The sequence below is a fragment of the Nitrospirillum amazonense genome, from assembly GCF_029594735.1.
Taxonomy (GTDB): Bacteria; Pseudomonadota; Alphaproteobacteria; order Azospirillales; family Azospirillaceae; genus Nitrospirillum; species Nitrospirillum amazonense.
In genome coordinates this window covers 669089-686853 of the sequence record NZ_JARPAF010000002.1, presented here as the reverse complement: position 1 = coordinate 686853, position 17765 = coordinate 669089, and the positions used below count along the sequence as shown (strand labels likewise).

Annotated in this window: 19 protein-coding genes; 14 read left to right on the top strand and 5 right to left on the bottom strand. The window is 68.5% G+C overall.

Features of this window, described 5'->3' with window-relative positions; all coding sequences use genetic code 11:
* Nucleotides 1–83: 83 nt before the first annotated feature.
* The 7 genes from P5F91_RS09350 (at nt 84) to P5F91_RS09320 (ending at nt 6778) form a co-directional block, all read left to right on the top strand.
* Nucleotides 84–473 (top strand): response regulator, encoded by a 390-nt coding sequence (locus P5F91_RS09350; protein WP_004272313.1) that lies wholly within the window; start codon nt 84–86, stop codon nt 471–473.
* A 5-nt stretch (nt 474–478) separates the two neighbouring features.
* Complete coding sequence (locus P5F91_RS09345) at nt 479–1318, top strand: protein phosphatase CheZ (RefSeq protein WP_145610540.1); 840 nt, start codon at nt 479–481, stop codon at nt 1316–1318.
* 212 nt (nt 1319–1530) lie between these two features.
* A complete protein-coding gene (gene cdd, locus P5F91_RS09340) occupies nt 1531–1995 on the top strand; it encodes a cytidine deaminase (protein WP_145610541.1) in 465 nt (154 codons plus the stop codon).
* Between the two features lie 12 nt (nt 1996–2007).
* The gene (gene deoC, locus P5F91_RS09335; RefSeq protein WP_145610542.1) at nt 2008–2817 is read left to right on the top strand and encodes a deoxyribose-phosphate aldolase; all 810 of its coding nucleotides are present in this window, start codon (nt 2008–2010) and stop codon (nt 2815–2817) included.
* A 68-nt stretch (nt 2818–2885) separates the two neighbouring features.
* The gene (gene deoA, locus P5F91_RS09330) at nt 2886–4208 is read left to right on the top strand and encodes a thymidine phosphorylase (RefSeq protein ID WP_145610543.1); all 1323 of its coding nucleotides are present in this window, start codon (nt 2886–2888) and stop codon (nt 4206–4208) included.
* A gap of 318 nt (nt 4209–4526) precedes the next feature.
* The gene (locus P5F91_RS09325) at nt 4527–5513 is read left to right on the top strand and encodes a response regulator (protein ID WP_145610544.1); all 987 of its coding nucleotides are present in this window, start codon (nt 4527–4529) and stop codon (nt 5511–5513) included.
* A gap of 122 nt (nt 5514–5635) precedes the next feature.
* Nucleotides 5636–6778 carry a cation diffusion facilitator family transporter gene (locus P5F91_RS09320; RefSeq protein WP_277907072.1) on the top strand — a complete coding sequence of 381 codons (1143 nt, stop codon included), beginning with the start codon at nt 5636–5638 and terminating at the stop codon, nt 6776–6778.
* A 123-nt stretch (nt 6779–6901) separates the two neighbouring features.
* Here P5F91_RS09320 and P5F91_RS09315 read toward each other — a convergent pair whose 3' ends face one another.
* The 3 genes from P5F91_RS09315 to P5F91_RS09305 form a co-directional block, all read right to left on the bottom strand.
* Nucleotides 6902–7276, bottom strand: coding sequence for a hypothetical protein (locus P5F91_RS09315; RefSeq protein WP_277907071.1), 375 nt, complete (start codon nt 7274–7276; stop codon nt 6902–6904).
* 81 nt (nt 7277–7357) lie between these two features.
* The gene (locus P5F91_RS09310) at nt 7358–8128 is read right to left on the bottom strand and encodes a methyltransferase domain-containing protein (protein WP_145610547.1); all 771 of its coding nucleotides are present in this window, start codon (nt 8126–8128) and stop codon (nt 7358–7360) included.
* 31 nt (nt 8129–8159) lie between these two features.
* The gene (locus tag P5F91_RS09305; RefSeq protein ID WP_277907070.1) at nt 8160–8846 is read right to left on the bottom strand and encodes a TVP38/TMEM64 family protein; all 687 of its coding nucleotides are present in this window, start codon (nt 8844–8846) and stop codon (nt 8160–8162) included.
* A gap of 210 nt (nt 8847–9056) precedes the next feature.
* On the opposite strand from P5F91_RS09305, the gene rpmH reads away from it, so the two are divergent.
* The 7 genes from rpmH (at nt 9057) to P5F91_RS09270 (ending at nt 14619) form a co-directional block, all read left to right on the top strand.
* A complete protein-coding gene (gene rpmH / locus P5F91_RS09300; RefSeq protein ID WP_044558639.1) occupies nt 9057–9191 on the top strand; it encodes a 50S ribosomal protein L34 in 135 nt (44 codons plus the stop codon).
* A gap of 9 nt (nt 9192–9200) precedes the next feature.
* Nucleotides 9201–9647, top strand: coding sequence for a ribonuclease P protein component (gene rnpA, locus P5F91_RS09295; protein WP_145610549.1), 447 nt, complete (start codon nt 9201–9203; stop codon nt 9645–9647).
* Nucleotides 9644–9955, top strand: coding sequence for a membrane protein insertion efficiency factor YidD (yidD, locus tag P5F91_RS09290; RefSeq protein WP_145610550.1), 312 nt, complete (start codon nt 9644–9646; stop codon nt 9953–9955). The genes rnpA and yidD overlap by 4 nt, the downstream gene beginning before the upstream one ends.
* A gap of 67 nt (nt 9956–10022) precedes the next feature.
* Nucleotides 10023–11750, top strand: coding sequence for a membrane protein insertase YidC (yidC, locus tag P5F91_RS09285; RefSeq protein WP_145610551.1), 1728 nt, complete (start codon nt 10023–10025; stop codon nt 11748–11750).
* Nucleotides 11751–11961: 211 nt separating this feature from the next.
* The gene (yihA, locus tag P5F91_RS09280) at nt 11962–12627 is read left to right on the top strand and encodes a ribosome biogenesis GTP-binding protein YihA/YsxC (RefSeq protein ID WP_145610552.1); all 666 of its coding nucleotides are present in this window, start codon (nt 11962–11964) and stop codon (nt 12625–12627) included.
* Between the two features lie 131 nt (nt 12628–12758).
* Nucleotides 12759–13685 (top strand): acetylglutamate kinase, encoded by a 927-nt coding sequence (gene argB / locus P5F91_RS09275; RefSeq protein ID WP_277907069.1) that lies wholly within the window; start codon nt 12759–12761, stop codon nt 13683–13685.
* 136 nt (nt 13686–13821) lie between these two features.
* A complete protein-coding gene (locus P5F91_RS09270; RefSeq protein ID WP_277907068.1) occupies nt 13822–14619 on the top strand; it encodes an abortive infection family protein in 798 nt (265 codons plus the stop codon).
* A 4-nt stretch (nt 14620–14623) separates the two neighbouring features.
* Here P5F91_RS09270 and P5F91_RS09265 read toward each other — a convergent pair whose 3' ends face one another.
* Together P5F91_RS09265 and P5F91_RS09260 are read right to left on the bottom strand one after the other, a co-directional pair.
* On the bottom strand, nt 14624–15871 hold the full coding sequence (locus P5F91_RS09265) for a DUF2336 domain-containing protein (protein WP_145610555.1): 1248 nt from the start codon (nt 15869–15871) through the stop codon (nt 14624–14626).
* The gene (locus P5F91_RS09260; RefSeq protein ID WP_277907066.1) at nt 15871–17589 is read right to left on the bottom strand and encodes a sensor domain-containing diguanylate cyclase; all 1719 of its coding nucleotides are present in this window, start codon (nt 17587–17589) and stop codon (nt 15871–15873) included. Before P5F91_RS09260 ends, P5F91_RS09265 begins: the two co-directional genes overlap by 1 nt.
* Nucleotides 17590–17765 lie beyond the last annotated feature (176 nt).

Below are 17765 nucleotides of genomic sequence, written 5' to 3'. Positions count from 1 at the left end.
GGGTCCCGCGGGATATCACGCTCGTAAACACCCCGGTGGGTTCGCCCACCGCATCGCCAAGTACCCTCCGGAGACATGTTCCTATGGCCAAGGCCTCTGCCACCCCCGTCCTCGTTGTCGACGACTACGCCACCATGCGCCGCATCGTGCGCAACCTGCTGACCCAGATCGGCTTCACCCAGATCGAAGAGGCCGCCGATGGCGCGGAGGCCCTGGGCAAGCTGCGCGGTTCCAACGTCGGCCTGGTCATTTCCGACTGGAACATGGAGCCCATGACCGGCCTGCAGCTTCTGAAGGAAGTGCGCGCGGACGTCCGCCTGAAGAGCACGCCCTTCATCATGGTCACCGCCGAATCGAAGACCGAGAACGTCGTTGCCGCCAAGGAAGCCGGCGTCAACAACTACATCGTGAAGCCGTTCAACGCCGAAACGCTGAAAAAGAAGATCGAGAGCGTCCTCGGCACGCTGGAGTAACCCGCATGGGCCAGAAGACGGGTGTGGTTGAAACGGCGGCCATCACGGCCGCCGATTACACGGCCATTGAGGCCGAGCTGCTGAACGATCCGCGGACCCGCGCCTTTCTGGAAAAGCGCGACGCCCACATGCGGAACGTGGGCGCGTCCACCAGCGGGGATTTGCTGGGCATGCTGCGGGCCGAGGTCGGCAAGCTGCAGTCCATGAGCCATCAGCTGAGCGACGGCAGCATCGCCATCGCCGGCCAGCATCCGCATATGCACATGATGCGGCAGGAATTGCGGCAGCTGTCCTCGCATATCGAGCAGACCAAGCAGGAAATCGCCCAGATGGTGCCCAAGGATTCGGCCAACAGCCGCATCCTGGCCGCCACCTCGGAACTGGACGCCATCGTCACCGCCACGGAACGGGCGACCAGCGACATCCTGTCCGCCGCGGAGGCCATCCAGGCCACCACCGAACGTCTGGCCCGCACCGGCCACATCGACGTGATCGAAATCGCCACCGATATCGAAAACCACGTCATGTCCATCCTGCTGGCCTGCAGCTTCCAGGACATCACTGGCCAGCGCACCACCAAGGTGGTGAACACGCTGCGCTATATCGAGCATCGCGTGGCGGCGATGATCGGCATCTGGGGGGTGGAAGGCAACGGCGACCCGATGATGTCCACCAAGCCCGGCGACACCCGCCCGGACGCCCACCTGCTGAATGGCCCGGCCCTGACGGACGTCAGCCAGGACAACATCGACGCCCTGTTCAACGCCGCCGGTGGCGAGGCGCCCAAGCCGGCCAAGCCCGCCGGTCCCAGCAGCCAATCGGACATCGACGCCCTGTTCGATTGAGCCTGTCGCCGCCGGGCGGCACGCCAGCGCCTGAAAGTGGTGAAAGCGGTCCTTCAAAGGCCGCTTTCGCATTTTCGGGCCTTGCGATTTCATCGCCTCGGGCACACCCTGCGACTTGACCATTTGGTCAGGTTATGGCGGTGTCCCCATGCCACTCTGCTGGTACCGCCCTATCCCGCCTTCCGCCCCCGGATCAGGAGACGCCGACGGCCATGACCGCCACCCCGCCCGCCCCGGCCCCCACCCCGGCCCCCACTGCTGCCGTGCCCGAGCTGTTCGCCGCCGCCGCTGCCGCGCGCGGCCATGCCCACGCCCCCTATTCCCGTTTCCTGGTGGGGGCGGCACTGCGCACGCCGGACGGCGCCGTCTTCGCCGGCGGCAACGTGGAAAACGCGGCCTATCCCCAGGGCCAGTGCGCGGAGGCCAGCGCCATCGGCGCCATGGTGGCGGGTGGAAAGAAGCGCATTGCCGAAATCGTGGTCATCGGCGCGCCGGCCGACCCGTCCGCCGACACGTCGGGCCTGTGCACGCCCTGCGGCGGCTGCCGCCAGCGCCTGCGCGAATTCTCCACCCCCGACACCCTGATCCATGTGGCCGGGCCGGAGGGGGTGCGCGCCACCTTCACCATGGACCAGCTGCTGCCCTTCTCCTTCGGGCCGGACAACCTCAGTTTCTAATCTGGTAGCGCCATGACCGATCCCCAGTCGCCAGAAGGACAGGCCCTGGCCCGCCGCGCCCTGCCGCTGCTGGACCTGACGAGCCTGAACGAGGAAGAGGACGAGGCCACGACCGACGCGCTGTGCGCCCGGGCCGTCAGCCCGGCGGGCCGCGTAGCCGCCGTCTGCCTGTGGCCCAGCTTCGTCCCCCAGGCGCGCGCGCGGCTGGCCGGCACCGGCGTGCGCATCGCCACGGTGGTGAACTTCCCCGGCGGCAGCCTGTCACCGGAAAAGGTGGCGGAGCAGACGCTGGCCGCCTTGGCCGACGGCGCCGACGAGATCGACGTGGTCATCCCCTATCACAGCATCATGCACTACCCCAACAGCACCCAGCCGGATGAGGTGCTGGCCGCCACGCGCGAGGCGGCGGGCGATGCCGTCATGAAAGTCATCCTGGAAACCGGCAGCCTGGCCAAGCCCGTCTTCATCGAAAGGGCGGTGGAGATCGCCGTGCGCAACGGCGCCGATTTCCTGAAGACCTCCACCGGCAAGGTGCAGATCGGCGCCACCCTGGGGGCCGCCCGCATCATGCTGGAGGCCTGCCGCGACAGCCTGAAGCCGGACGACGACGGCAATCCTCGCCGGCCCGTGGGCTTCAAGGCCTCCGGCGGCATCCGCGACCTGGATGGGGCGCGGGACTATCTGGCGCTGGCCGACAAGATCTGCGGCCCCGGCTGGGTCAGCCCCGCCACCTTCCGCTTCGGCGCCTCGGGCCTGCTGGACGCCCTGCTGGCAGCCCTGGGCCAGGGCGACGGCCGGTCGGCGACCACCAGCGGGTATTGAACCCCTTTCATCGACCCTTCCCGCGCCGCCCCTCCGGCGGACGCCCCCATATGCGAACGGACCATTCCATGCTTCCCCAAGAAATCATCCGCCAGAAGCGTGACGGCGGCCGCCTGGCCGCTGCGGACATCACCGACTTCGTACGCGGCCTGACCGACGGCCGCGTCACCGAGGGCCAGGCCGCCGCCTTCGCCATGGCCGTCTATTTCCAGGGGCTGGAAATGGAGGAGCGCGTGGCCCTGACCCGCGCCATGACCCAGTCCGGCACGGTGATGGAATGGCGGTCGCAGAACCTGCCGGGCCCCATCCTGGACAAGCATTCCACCGGCGGCGTGGGCGACAAGGTCAGCCTGCTGCTGGCGCCGCTGGTGGCGGCTTGCGGCGGCTTCGTGCCCATGCTGTCCGGCCGGGGCCTGGGCCACACCGGCGGCACCTTCGACAAGATGGAAAGCATCCCCGGCTATGTCGTGCAGCCGGACCTGGAGAGGCTGCGCCAGGTGGTGCGCGAGGTCGGCTGCGCCGTCATCGGCGCCACGTCCGACTTGGCGCCGGCCGACCGCCGCCTCTATTCCATCCGCGACGTGACCGCGACGGTGGAAAGCATTGACCTCATCACCGCCAGCATCCTGTCCAAGAAGCTGGCCGCCGGGCTGGACGGCCTGGTCATGGACGTGAAGTTCGGCAGCGGCGCCTTCATGGCCCAGTACGATGACGCCCAGGCCCTGGCCCGCAGCATCGCCACCGTGGCGCGCGGCGCCGGCCTGCCCACCGTGTCGCTGCTGACCGACATGAATGAGGTGCTGGGCACCACCGCCGGCAATGCGGTGGAGGTGGCGGAGTGCGTGGCCATCCTGAAGGGTGAAGCGCCGGAGGCCCGCCTGTGGGACGTGACGCGGGAGCTGACGGCCGAGCTGGTGCTGCTGGGCGGTCTGGCCGCCGACCTGCCGGAGGCGCGGGCCAAGGTGGACCGGGCCCTGGTCGACGGCAGCGCCGCCGACCGCTTCAGCCGCATGGTGACCGCCCTTGGAGGCCCGTCCGATTTCCTGGAACGGTCGGACACCTACCTGGCGGCGGCACCGGTGGTGCGCGACATCCATGCGGCGGAAGCGGGCATCGTCACCGCCGTGGACACCCGCGCCGTCGGCATCGCCGTGGTGGCCCTGGGCGGCGGCCGCACCCGGCCGCAGGACGGCGTGGACCATCGCGTCGGCTTCACGGGCATCGCCGGCCTGGGCGATCAGGTCGATCCCGCCGGCCGTCCGCTGGCGCGCGTGCACGCCGCCACCGAGGCGGACGCCGATGCCGCCGTCGCGGCTTTGCGCCAGGCCTTCACCCTGGGCGCCGGACCGGCCACGCGCGGCCCCACGGTGACGGAACGCATCCCCGGCTGATCGCCTGACCGATGCCCCGGCCATCATTGGCTAAAGCGGCCGCCGCCCCGTGGCACCCATGTATCAGGGGGCGTGACCGTCCCCTGATTTCAGAACTCGCCGACGAGGAATACCAGCGGGTCTTGGCGGCTTGACGCCACTATCGGGGGCATCCTTTCGGATCCGGCCGCCTGTTCTCGCATTTATTGCATTCTTGACGGTAAACGGCCATGATTCGCCCGCGTCGTTGGGCTGTCGGAATGGCCACCCGCGACTCGCCCCCTGGTCCCCTGAGACGCCGGCCCGCCGGCCCTCGCCGCCTTGAAGTCCGCCGCTCCCATGGCCACCGATCTCAGCAAGATCCAGACCCTGCTGGTTGATGCCGACCTGAACACCCGGCGCATCCTGCGCGCCATGCTGGCCCGCATGGGCATGGACAAGGTGACGGAACACGCCAACCTGACCGACGCCGCCGGCAGCCCGGCCACCATAGACCTGGTCATCCTGGATGCCGACCAGGCTGAGGGAGCCGCCCTGCGCTGGATCCACGCCATCCGCCACGGCCTGACGACGCTGAATCCCTTCGTGGGCGCCATCGTCATGACCTGGAACCCCACCCAGCAGATGATGATCCGCTTCGCCGGTTCCGGCGCGGACGACATCCTGGTGAAGCCCTATTCGCCCAAGCAGGTGCAGGATCGGCTGGTCAACCTGATCGAGAACCGCAAGAAGTTCGTCGTCACCAGCGACTATATCGGGCCGGACCGCCGCCGCAGCCCCCGCGAGGGACAGGTGGTGCAGCTGATCGACGTGCCCAACCCCCTGCGCCTGAAGTGCACGGGGGAGTTCGACCGCGTGAACATCCATGAGCTGACGGCCCACGCCGCCCAGGTCATCGATTCGGAAAAGGTCATCCGCCACGGCTTCCAGGTGGCCTTCCTGGTGGAATTCGCCCTGCCCGGCCTGTCGGTACACCCGCCGGAAAAGCGCGGCGTGGACCACGCCCTGCGGGCGGCCCATGTGCTGGAAGACCTGGAGCGGCGCCTGCCCCCGGGGGATCTGCGCCTGGAGGCCACCACCCACATCCGCCGCATGGAAAACCTGCTGGGCATCCTGAAGACGCGCGGCGCCCTGCCCGCCGACGAGGTGGAGGCGCTGCGCCGCGAGGCCCACGCCCTGATGGGGCTGACCAGCCGGGTGGACGATCCGGAAAAGCGCATGAACGAGGTGCTGGCCGCCGTCGTCGGTTATCGCACCCGGCTGGACCAGCTGACCCTGGCCAAGACCACCGAGGCGGCGGCCTCCGTCGGTGGCGCCGGCGCGTAGCCGCCCTGCGGCCCCTGGAACCCCTGCGGCATAAGCCCGCCGGGACCCAAGCCGGTGGCGCCCCTGGGCCCACCCACGCTATGGTTGCCGCCCGCCCCCATCCCCGAGCCGTCCCCGAACCCATGGCCCCGCACGACCACGACCATCCCAAGTCCGCCCCGGCGCAAGGCCATGACCATGAACATGGCGGACATGAACACGGGCATGACCACGGCTGCACGGGGCATGACCATGGGCACGACCACCACGACCACGGCCCCGGCGGGCATGATCATCACGGCCATGACCATGACAACCATGACGGTCATGACCATGGTCATGACCACGACGGCCACGGTCACGACCACCATGGCCACAGCCATGGGCTGGGCGGCCACCACCACGCCGCCCCGGCCGATGCCGGCACGGCCTTCGCCATCGGCATCGCCCTGAACCTGGCCTATGTCGGGGCGGAGGCATTCTATGGCTTCGTCAGCAACTCGCTGGCCCTGCTGGCCGACGCCGGCCACAATCTGTCCGACGTGCTGGGGCTGGCCGCCAGCTGGGTGGCGGTGATCCTGGCGCGGCGCCGGCCGTCCAGCCGCTACACCTATGGGCTGGGCGGCAGCTCCATCCTGGCGGCGCTGGCCAACGCGGTGGCCCTGCTGCTGGTCACCGGGGGCATCGCCTGGGAAGCCGTGCGCCGTTTCACCGAACCCGAGCCCGCCGCCCCCACCATCATGATGTGGGTCGCGGCCGGCGGCATCCTGGTCAACGGCGGCACGGCCCTGCTGTTCATGCGCGGGTCGGAGCATGACCTGAACCTGCGCGGCGCCTTCCTGCACCTGGCGTCGGACGCCCTGGTCACGCTGGGCGTGGTCATCGCCGGCGCCCTGATCCTGTGGACGGGATGGAATTGGCTGGACCCGGTCATCAGCCTGGTCATCAGCGTGGTCATCGTGCTGGGTACCTGGTCGCTGCTGCGCGAATCGCTGAACCTGGCCCTTGACGCCGTGCCGGCAGGGGTGGACCTTGCCGCCGTGCGCGCCTACCTGACGGCCCTGCCCGGCGTGGCGGAGGTGCACGACCTGCACGTCTGGGCGCTCAGCACCACCGACACGGCCCTGACCGCCCACCTGGTGCGCCCCGACAATCGCGACGGCGACCAGTTGCTGGCGCAAGTCTGCCGCGAGCTGAAAACCCGTTTCCGCTTCAACCACGCCACCGTCCAGGTGGAAACCGGCCACGGCGAACCCTGCGCGCTGGCCCCGGACAGCGTGGTGTAAGCGGCAGCGCAACGACCCAGGACGCGACTGCGTCCGCCGCAGGCTTCCGGGAAGCGAAGCGGACCGGAAACCGAGGACAGCCAAGGGCAGGACGGCCCGCCGACGCCTGAGGCAACGGAAAAACTAATCCTCATTCTTATGGCACGACGCCTTGGTCGTGCCGCCAGCCTCGCACAGCATACCGGTGGAGGATCGGAAGTTGCCGCCGGCCACGCGCCGCATGCTGACGCCGTTGCTGAACTGCACCCAGCTGCCGGCCCCCCAATGGGCGGTGATGCCGTTGGAGAAGGACAGGTTGCCATCGGGCTGGCGGGAGACCACCACGCCGTTGTCGTAGTGGATGAGGCCCTTTTCCTCCGTCGCCGACAGGCCGTTGGTGCATTCCACCACCACCGAGGCCGCCACCGGGGCCGCCGCCGCACCCTTCTGCTCGCAGAAGAACGGGGTCTTGCCGCCGGTCAGAACCAGGGCGTAGACGGCGACCTCAAGGACGGTCATGGGGCCTCTTGCGGGAAGAAAGGAAATGGATGCGCTATTTTCCGCCCATCGCCGTTTCCCGTCAATTTCAGCCCGTTAAATTCAGGAAGCCCGGGTGGCCACGATGAACAGCCGGCGGAAGGGGAACAGGGTGCGGCCGTCGGCGCGGCGCGGGTAGGCGGCGGCCAGGGCGGCGCGGTAGCGCTCCGTGAAATCCGCCAGTTCCGCCCCCTGCAGCGTTTCCAGCACCGGCAGCATGGCGGTGGCCTTGGTCCATTCCAGGACGGGGTCGGGGCCATCGAGAACGTGCAGGTACTCTGTCTCCCACACATCCACGTGGGCGGCGATGGGGGCCAGCCAGTCGTAATACTGGGCGGGGTCGTGCACCGGCGCCTCGCGCAGCTTGCCCGCCAGCGCCGCCGCCCAAGGCCCATCCTCCGCCACCTGGCGCAGCAGGGTGTGGGAGGGGGAGGCGAAGTTGCGCGGCATCTGCACCGCCATCACCCCGCCGGGCGCGACACCCCTGAGCAGCCGGGGAAACAGGGTCCCGTGCCCCTCCACCCACTGCAGGGCGGCGTTGGAAAACAGCACATCCACCGGCGCCTTGGGGTTCCAGTGGCGGATGTCGCCCAGTTCCCAGGCGACACGGGCGTCCAGCAGCGCGGCGCGGCCCAGCATGGCGGATGAGCTGTCGATGCCCGCCACCTCCGCCGCCGACCAGCGGTTGGCCAGCGCCATGGTCAGCTTGCCCGCACCGCAGCCCAAATCCACCACGGTGGCGGGCTTGCACGGCGGCAAGGCCGCGATGAGGTCATGCCCCGGGCGGGCACGCGCCGCCTCGAACAATCCATATTGCGCGGGATCCCAGGCCATCGGCGGTTCCTCCTTCTTCTTGGTGCCTCTCTTATAAGTGGGGCTTAATCGCCGAAACGCGACTCACCGGATCACGACTCAGCCCCCGCCGCCAATGGCGAATCGCCACCGGCACCAGGGCCAGCAGCACCAGCAGGACCAGGGGGCCGCCCACGTCGGGCCGCAGCACCAGCCCCAGGCCCGGCCGCTCCCCCGCCGCCAGCAGCGCCGGCAGCCGCGCGCCCAGCAAGGCATAGAGGAATTGCGGGGGGTAGGCGCCCAGGCCGGTGCCGATGATGAAGATGGGGACTGGCATGCGAATCGCCGCCGCCAGCACGTTGATGGCGGAAAACGGCATGATCGGCAGCAGGCGCAGCACCAGGATGACGGCCCAGGGCCGGTCCGCAACCGGCCGCAGCCAGCCAGGAAGCCGCCCCGCCACCCCACCCACGCCGGCCCGGCGCAGGGCCAGGAAGACCAAGGTGCCGCCAAGGGTGCCGCCCGCCACGGAGAGCAGCGCACCCAGGCCGGCGCCGAAGGCGTAGCCCGCCGCCAGGCTCACCACCGTGGCCGCCGGCAGGGACAAGGCCGCCACCCCCAACGCCACGCCGAACACCGCCGCCGCGGCCCAGGCGGGATGGCCGGCGACCAGGGCGGAGAGATCGCCCAAGCGCCCGGTCAGAGCCTCCACCGTCAACCAGTGGTGCCCGCCGGCCGCCAACACCACAATAAGCCCCACCAGCAAAAGGCCAAGGGGCCCCAGCCGCCCTGTCCAAGACACCAGCGGGCGGGCTGGACGGTCGGCGCCAGAGCTTTCATAATCCTCGGACGCCCTCTCCACAGGCAATGCGGCCATCCTTTCGACGTGGAACAGGCGCATTGACTCTGCGCCGGGCCGCCACTATACAACGCCCTTCCATTTTCCAGTTTTATATCCGGAGTATCAGTCGTGAAGCGTACGTTCCAGCCGAGCAAGCTCGTGCGTGCCCGCCGCCATGGCTTCCGCGCCCGCATGGCGACCCCCGGCGGTCGCAAGGTGCTGGCCCGCCGTCGCGCCCAGGGCCGCAAGCGTCTCTCCGCCTAAGGCAGGGAGATGGCGCCCCGGCGCATAGCCGTGGTGGGGCGCCTCTTGAAACGGTCGGAGTTTCTGGCCGTTGCCGGGGCGCGCCGTAAATGGGCAACCCCCGGCCTGATTTTGCAAGCCCGTGCCCACGACGATCGCCAGCGGCCAGCCGCCGGCGACGTTTTGGTGCGCGTGGGCTTCACCGCCAGCAAGAAGGTCGGCAACGCCGTCAAGCGCAACCGCGCCCGGCGACGCCTCCGCGCCGCCGTCCGTGCCGTGCTGGCCCTTCATGGCAAGCCCAACACCGATTTCGTCGTCATCGCGCGCAGCGAAACCGTGACCCGGCGCTACGCCGACCTGTTGGCTGACCTGACCCTGGCCTTGAAAAAGCTGGGCGCCTGGACCGAGGGCGCCCGGGCTTTCGCCGTGTCCGCAGGCCAGCCAGCCTCGCCGGACGCCGGCCCGGCGGCGTCATGAGCCCCCTGGCCCGGCTCCTGCGCTTGCCCATCCATCTCTACCGGCTGTTGCTGGCGCCCCTGCTGGGCCCACGCTGCCGGTTCGAGCCCAGCTGTTCGGCCTACGCGCTGGAGGCGTTGGCGGTGCACGGCGGGCTGAAGGGCGGCTGGCTGGCGGTGCGGCGCATCGCCCGCTGCCATCCCTGGAGTGACGGGGGACTGGATCCGGTGCCGCCAGCGGACCATATGCCGCCCAAATCATCGCATTTCCGGCGTCATTCGCCTGACATTCAATGCTGCCATATGGACGGGGGACGCGCGGCCCGTTAGGGTCCTGCCGCCGTTTGTTTCCAGAGTTGCCGCCGTGGCCGGCCCGGGTCGTGTGGGAAGTGAATACATGAGCGATCAGAAGAACCTGTTCATCACCATCGGCCTGTCGGCCGCCATCCTGCTGGGCTTCCACTTCTTCTATGAGGCGCCGCGCCAGCGCGCCCTGCAGGAGGCGAAAGCCAGGCAGGAAGCGGCGCAAGCCCTGGCCGCCCCACCAGCCCCCGGGGCCGCCCCCACGGGCGCGCCCGGCGCCGTCGCCTCCGGCGGCGTGGCCGACGCCCTGCGCGACCGCGCCACGGTGCTGGGCGAAGGGCAGCGCATCACCATCCGCACCCCCCGCCTGGCCGGCAGCCTGAACCTGCGCGGCGGCCGCTTCGACGACCTCAGCCTGCAGGACTACCGCGAGACGGTGGACAAGAGCAGCCCGGCCGTCACCCTGCTGTCGCCCAGCGGCGCCCCCGGCGCCTTCTTCGCCGAATACGGCTGGACCGCCAACGGCGCCGCCGTCCCGGGCCCCACCACCGAGTGGCAGGCCGCCGACCAGGGTGATCTGACGCCCGAGCATCCCATCACCCTGCGTTGGGACAACGGCCAGGGCCTGACGTTCGAGCGCACGGTGGCCGTCGACGCCAATTACATGTTCAGCATCACCCAGAAGGTGACGAACAACGGCGCCGCCGCCGTCACCCTTTACCCCTACGCCCGCATCGCGCGGGCCAGCCACCCGACGCTGGTCGGTTCCTACATGCTGCACGAGGGCCCCATCGGCCTGATGGACGGCACGCTGAAGGAGATCAGCTACAAGGATGTGGCGGGCGAAACCTCCAAGTCCTTCGACACCAAGGGCGGCTGGCTGGGCATCACCGACAAGTACTGGCTGGTCAGCCTGGTGCCGGACCAGGCCAAGAGCCTGACGGCCCACGTCACCCATCAGGAAAAGGGCGACCTGTACCAGACCGACTATGCCGAGCCGTCGGTGACGCTGGAGGCCGGGCAGAGCACGGAGAGCAGCGAACGCCTGTTCGCCGGCGCCAAGGAGATGAAGCTGCTGGACAGCTACCAGGATGACCAGCACATCCCGCTGTTCAACCGGGCCATCGACTTCGGCCACCTGTGGTTCCTGACCATGCCGTTCTCGCTGGCGCTGGACTTCTTCGGCCGCCTGCTGGGCAACTTCGGCCTGGGCATCATGCTGTTCACCATCTGCCTGCGCACGCTGATGTTCCCGCTGGCGCAGAAGCAGTTCCGCAGTGCGGCCAAGATGAAGAAGCTGCAGCCGCAGGTGGAGGCCATCCGCAAGCGCGCCGGCGACGACAAGCAGAAGGCGTCCATCGAGATGATGGCGCTGTACAAGAAAGAGGGCGCCAACCCCATGACGGGCTGCCTGCCCGTCCTGATCCAGATGCCCATCTTCTGGTCGCTGTATAAGGTGCTGTCGGTCACCATCGAGATGCGGCACGCGCCCTTCTTCGGCTGGATCCATGACCTGTCGGCGCCTGATCCGACCAGCCTGTTCAACCTGTTCGGCCTGCTGCCCTTCGCCCCGCCCGCCTTCCTGCACCTGGGCGTCTGGCCCATCCTGCTGGGCGGCACCATGTTCCTGCTGCAGAAGATGACGCCCACCCCGGGCATGGATCCGACGCAGCAGAAGGTGATGATGACCATGCCCCTGGTCTTCACCTGGATGATGGGCTCCCTGCCCGCCGGCCTGGTGATCTACTATGTGTGGTCCAACCTGTTCAGCGTGACGCAGCAGTACGTGCTGATGCGCCGCATGGGTGTGAAGCCGACTTAAAGGCGCCCTCAAGCGCCGGGCGGCCGCATCCGCGGCCTTGGCTTCCTCGCTCCGCCCTGCGGTACTCGCTCCGGCGGACGCACTTGCGTCCTACAACGGCATGCGGCGTGGCCGCACACCGTTGATGTAAGACCTGTTTTCATACGGCCGGGGGCATGGGACAAGGTTCCATGCCCCCGCGCCATTTCCAGATCGTGAGAGAGTACGGCCCATGGCCATCCAGCTGCCCCCCCTGCCCGCCCTGACCCCCATCTCGCCCGAGGCGCTGGAGCAGGGACGCCTGCTGTTCGCCAAGGAGTGCGAGTTCAAGTGGGGTGCTTCGGCCAAGGACAACCTGCCGCCGCAGGGCTTGCCGGAAGTGGCCTTCGCCGGCCGGTCCAACGTGGGCAAGTCCAGCCTGGTGAACGCCCTGACCGGCCGCAAGACCCTGGCCCGCACCTCTCACACGCCGGGCCGGACCCAGCAGCTGAACTTCTTCGACCTGGGCGACCGGCTGTCGCTGGTGGACATGCCGGGCTACGGCTACGCCAAGGAAAGCAAGGACAAGGTGGAGGCGTGGAACGAGTTCGTGCGCGCCTATCTGAAGGGCCGGGTGACCCTGCGTCGCTGCTGCCTGCTGATCGACAGCCGCCACGGCTTCAAGCCCATCGACATGGAGGTCATGGGCATGCTGGACAATGCCGCCGTCGTCTACCAGGTGGTTCTGACCAAGACCGACAAGCTGACGCGCCAGGCATTGAACCACGTGCACGCCGCCACCCAGGCCGCGATCAAGAAGCACCCCGCCGCCCATCCCGAGGTGCTGTTCACCAGCAGCGAGACGGGCCAGGGCGTGCCGGAACTGCGGGCCAGCCTGGCGGCTTTAGCCAATCCGTAACACGCACGGACGGCCGGCACCGCTATGCTGGTTCCCATCGCCGCACCGGCCGTAACGGGGGATTGCCCCAGGGCCGGGTCGGGTATAGATACGAACCGCCCTTCCATTCCCGTGACACGGATCCCGAGCCGATGACCGCTGCCACCGCCGCTTCCTCCTCCCTGGCCGCCTCCCGTGAGGAGTGGCTGGGCAAGGCCCTGACCCTGTCGGAAGCGCTGCCCTACATGCGCCGCTACGCCGGCCAGACCTTCGTCGTGAAGTATGGCGGCCACGCCATGGGCGACGAGCGCCTGGGCGAGATGTTCGCCCGTGACATCGTCCTGCTGAAGCAGGTGGGCATCAACCCCATCGTGGTGCACGGCGGCGGGCCGCAGATCGGCCAGATGCTGGACCGGCTGAAGATCAAATCGGAATTCATCGACGGCCTGCGCGTCACCGACAAGGAGACGGTCGAGATCGTCGAGATGGTGCTGTCCGGCTCCATCAACAAGCAGCTGGTGCAGCTGATCAACGACCAGGGCGGCCAGGCCATTGGCCTGTCGGGCAAGGACGGCAACCTGATCGAGGCCCGCAAGGTGCTGCGCACCAAGCGCGACCCCGACAGCAACATCGAGCGGGTGCTGGACCTGGGCTTCGTGGGTGACCCCTTCAACGTCAACCCGGGCATGATCCGCCGCATCCAGGACGCCGGCCTGATCCCGGTCATCGCCCCCATCGGCTTCGGCCCGCATGGTGAGACCTTCAACATCAACGCCGACACCGCCGCTGGCGCCGTGGCCGCCGCCATGAACGCCAAGCGCCTGCTGCTGCTGACCGACGTGGCCGGCGTGCTGAACAAGGACAAGGCCCTGATCCCCGAGCTGTCGGTGGAACAGGCCAAGACCCTGATCGCCGACGGCACCGCCAGCGGCGGCATGATCCCCAAGATCGAGACCTGCGTGCAGGCGGTGGAAAAGGGCGTCGATGCCGCCGTCATCCTGGACGGCCGCGTGCCCCACGCCATCCTCATGGAAATCTTCACCGAGGGCGGCGCCGGCACACTCATCGGCCACAAGTAAGCGCCCCCACGGTCCTTGAAGCGTGAAACGCCGGGTGGAGTGATCCGCCCGGCGTTTTGCATTTTGAATAGGCAGCGGCTCAGAATTCCGCCCCCTCGCCTGTGGATAAAGCTCTGCCGTTGCATACAATCAACGGATGAGCTCTGACATCTTTGACTCTCCTCGCCGCAACCCTGTCGCGGAGCTGCCTTTGGAAAGGCTTGAGAGGGCCATGGCCTTGCGCAATGGCCTCATCTCTCTATGCGAAGGGCAGGGGAAAATGGTCGACGAGGTTTATCGGGTCCTTCGTCTAGAATTTATGAATGACCCAACAACAAAAACTTTAGTTCCTCAATTCGTACGGTCAGCCCACGACACGGGATCTATGTGGGCATTCCTGAAATCTCATTCCGGCCAGTGGGCGCCACGCCGCCAATTCGTCCGCGATCAGTTCGTAAGCCTAATCAACTATTTGGAATCCGGTGCGTCTCCTGCGGATTTCCTAATTTCAGACACGCTCATCAGTTTTGACGCTCAAGGCGTTACTGACGCATGGCAGAAGGCACTATCGAGGCGCGAAACTGACCCTAGTGGAGCAGTTACCTCCGCGAGGACGCTTCTAGAAAGTGTATGCAAGCACATACTGGAGGATGACACGGGTGCCGCTCTGTACAGCCCGAATGACGATCTGCCTAAGCTTTACAAGTTCGCATCAGAACGGCTGAATATCGCGCCATCTCAACACTCAGAAGAAGTGTTCCGGCGTATCTTAGGAAGCGTCTCGAGCGTCGTTGAAGGACTCGGCGCACTACGTAATAAGATCGGTGATGCGCATGATCCAGGTAGGAAGCGATTCAAGGTAGCTCCTCGACATGCTGCGCTCGCTATAAACCTTGCTGGCAGCATGGCGTTATTCTTGGTCGAAACCGCCAACGCTCGCAGTCAGCGCAGCTAGCCGATCACTCAACCCCAAAAAATTCCAGCTGCCACTTCATCTCGTCGTCCGTCATGGGGTATTTGGTACCCTCGCGGGCGTTCAGCACATTGGACGGGGGGATCTGGGCCAGGCGCATCTGCACCTGGCGGGCGGCGCGCATGGTCAGCTTTGCCTTCCAGCACAGGGCGGTGACGCCGCGCGGGCTCTGGCCGGCGATGATCTTTTCCACGATGGGCAGGGGCAGGCCGGACAGCAGCGCCAGCGAGGCCATGACGAAGCCGCGGTCGCCTTGGCCCAGGGCCATGGTCACCGTATCCTCCGTCAGCTTCTTTTCCTTGTGCAGGCGCCGGGCCCGGTCGGCCGGGCGCTCCTTGGGGGCTTCCTCCTCATCCACCAGCCCGTTGCCGGTCGCGTTGCCCGCCTTGGCGGCGGGCAGGCGCTGGCGCACGGCCTGGGTGATCGCCTGGCGGGTTTCCGCCGGCAAGTCGCTGCGGCTTTCCAGCACCTTGACCAGGCTGTCGGTGACGAAGCCGGCGATGCGCGCGGCCGCCGCCGGCGGCAGGTGGGGGCGGCGCACCAGGGGGGCGTGCCAGGGCTCATGCTTGGGTGCGAGATCCAGGATGCGGTCCAGCGTCTCTTCCCGGATCTGGGCGCTGGCGTTGCCCAAGAGGCTGGCCACCGCCGCCTCGCGCTCCGTCTGCACGATGGCGTCGGACACGGCGACGCTGACGTCGGCACGCTCGGCGATGGCGCACAGCCGCTCATCCTCCGGCGCCCCGGCGATGATCTCCAGCAGGTCGTCGTCGGTCAGGATGGGGGAGTGGCGCAGGACGGGACCGGAGATGGAGGCATCCAGGTCGCGGGCCAGCTGCTGGATGACCGTGGGCGGGGCGTTGGGCATGTCCTTCAGCGCCGCCACCATGACGCCGCGCACCGCCACCGCCCGGTCGCGGGCCAACGTCTCCAGGATCTGCAGGGTCATGCGCTCGATCTGCCCCACCCGGTCGGCGGACAGCGTGGGCACCAGGGCCGCGATCTTGGAGGCCAGGCCGCTGCGCACGCCCTCGTCCACGTCGGTGGACAGCATCATGTCCGCCTGGCGGGGCGTGGAACTGTTCAGCGCGATCTCCCGCCGCACCTCGGCGCTTTTGTCGGTCGCCAGCAGGTACAGGATTTCCGGCTGGGTCTCGGCGCGCGAGGCGACGAAACGCCGGTCGGCCGCGTCGCCGGTGGCCAGCTTCTTGGCGGTATCGTAGTCCAGTCCGCCCATCACTCGTCCTTTTCCCCGGGACCCTCTTTCCCGGTGTCGTCACTATAGGCGGGCGACAGGCAGCGATGGCCCTTGCCCAGACGTTTGGCGGCGTACATGCCCTGGTCGCCGCGGTCCACCAGGCTTTGCACCGGCTCGCCTCCCCCGCCCAGGTGGACGGCCACGCCGATGGAGACGCCCAGCGGCTTCTCCGGGCCGGCCGACAGGGGGCGCAGGAATTCCGCAGCCTCGCGCAGCAGGCGGTCGGCCACCGACAGGGCCTGGGCCTCGTCCACGCGGTCGACCCACAGCACGAATTCATCGCCGCCCAGGCGCCCCGCCAGGTCGCCCGGCCGCGCCATGCGGCGCAGCAAATCGCCCACGGCGCGCAGCACGTCGTCCCCGGCGGTGTGCCCCCGCAGGTCATTCACCGCCTTGAAGTTGTCCAGGTCGAAATACAGCAGGGCCGAGGCGCCACCGGTCTTGGCGCCCAGGCGCTGGCCCAGCAGTTCCATGACCGTGCGGCGGTTGTACAGGCCGGTCAGGCCGTCGCGCTCCGACAGGGTTTTCAGCCGTTCCTGGTAGCGGGCCTGGGCGATGGCGGCGCCGACATGGTCGGCGATGGTGCGGGCCATGGACAAATCGTCGGCCGACCAGCCACCCTCTTTCGCGCCCACCCCAGGCCCATTGTCGGGAACCGTTTCGGGTGTGGGCCGCCATACCAGGACGGCGCCGTTGACCTCATGGCGGAACAGGGTGCGGGCGGCCAGCACGTCATAACCGGCGGCGGTGACCGTCACCGGCCCCTCGCTTTCCGCCGCCCGGTGGGGCAACTCGGCCAGCGTCGCCTCCAGCTCCGCCGGAATGTTTTCCGCCACGCCCACGGGGACGTAGCTGTCCGCCCCCTCGACCCGGGCGCGCAGGGCGGAGCCGGCGGCGCCGGTGGCGTTCACCGCCACGCCGGCCGCGATCTCCAGCGTGCGGGCGGGGTCGACGTCGTCACGGGTGGAGGAGACGATGTAGCCCAGGTAGCGCTCGCGCAGGCGCACCTGGGCCAGTTCCATGGCGCGCAGCCGGGCGTCGGTGATGTCGCGGCAAGCGCCGCGGGCCCCGACCCATTGCCCGTCCGGCCCCGTCAGCGGCAGGGCGGAGGAGATGAGGCAGGCGGGGCGGCCATCCGCCGCGCGCAGCCAGACCTCCACCCGCTCGATGGCGTCCCGCGCCTCGAACGGCGACAGGCCGTCGTCGAACTCCGGCAACAGGAAGTCGTTGGGGTGGCGCCCCACCAGGTCGTCCGGCCGATAGCCGATGGCTCCGGCGGGTGAGACGAAGGCGAAACGCCCGTCCGGCCCGGTTTCCCAGGCGAAGTCGCTGGAGATTTCCACCAGGTCCTTATAGCGCTGGCGCGACTCCGTCAGCGCCTGGCGCAGGCGGCGTTCCAGGGTGGCCATGCGCCCCAGCAGCAGGTACTGCGCGCGGCCCGCCCCGTCAGGGGGCAGCGACAGCGGCGTCCATTCCACCACCTCCTGGTCCGGCAGGGGGCTGGAGTGGGTGCCGGGCTGCAGCACGCCGCCATCCGCCACCCAGCGCGACAGCAGATCCAGCCAGCCGTCGTCACGCAGCAGCAACTGGGCGCCCATCGGATTGGCGGCGGTGACCCGGCCCTCGGCATCGACCGCCAGCCCGGGACCGGCCCACCCCGTCAGCAACGCCTGGCCATCGATCAAATCGGAACCCATGCCCCCGCCTCGCGCGCCCAACAGCCGCCCGCGCCCGCCAAGTCCTTGGGCTCAAATACCTGGACCGGCAAGCCTGCCTCCCCAAAGGAGTAGCTTACTCCCCGGATGGCGGCAACTGGCCCGGACGGGCACCCCGTGCCGCGTCAGGATAGGGTGCGGGCCCCGCCGGTGGTCAG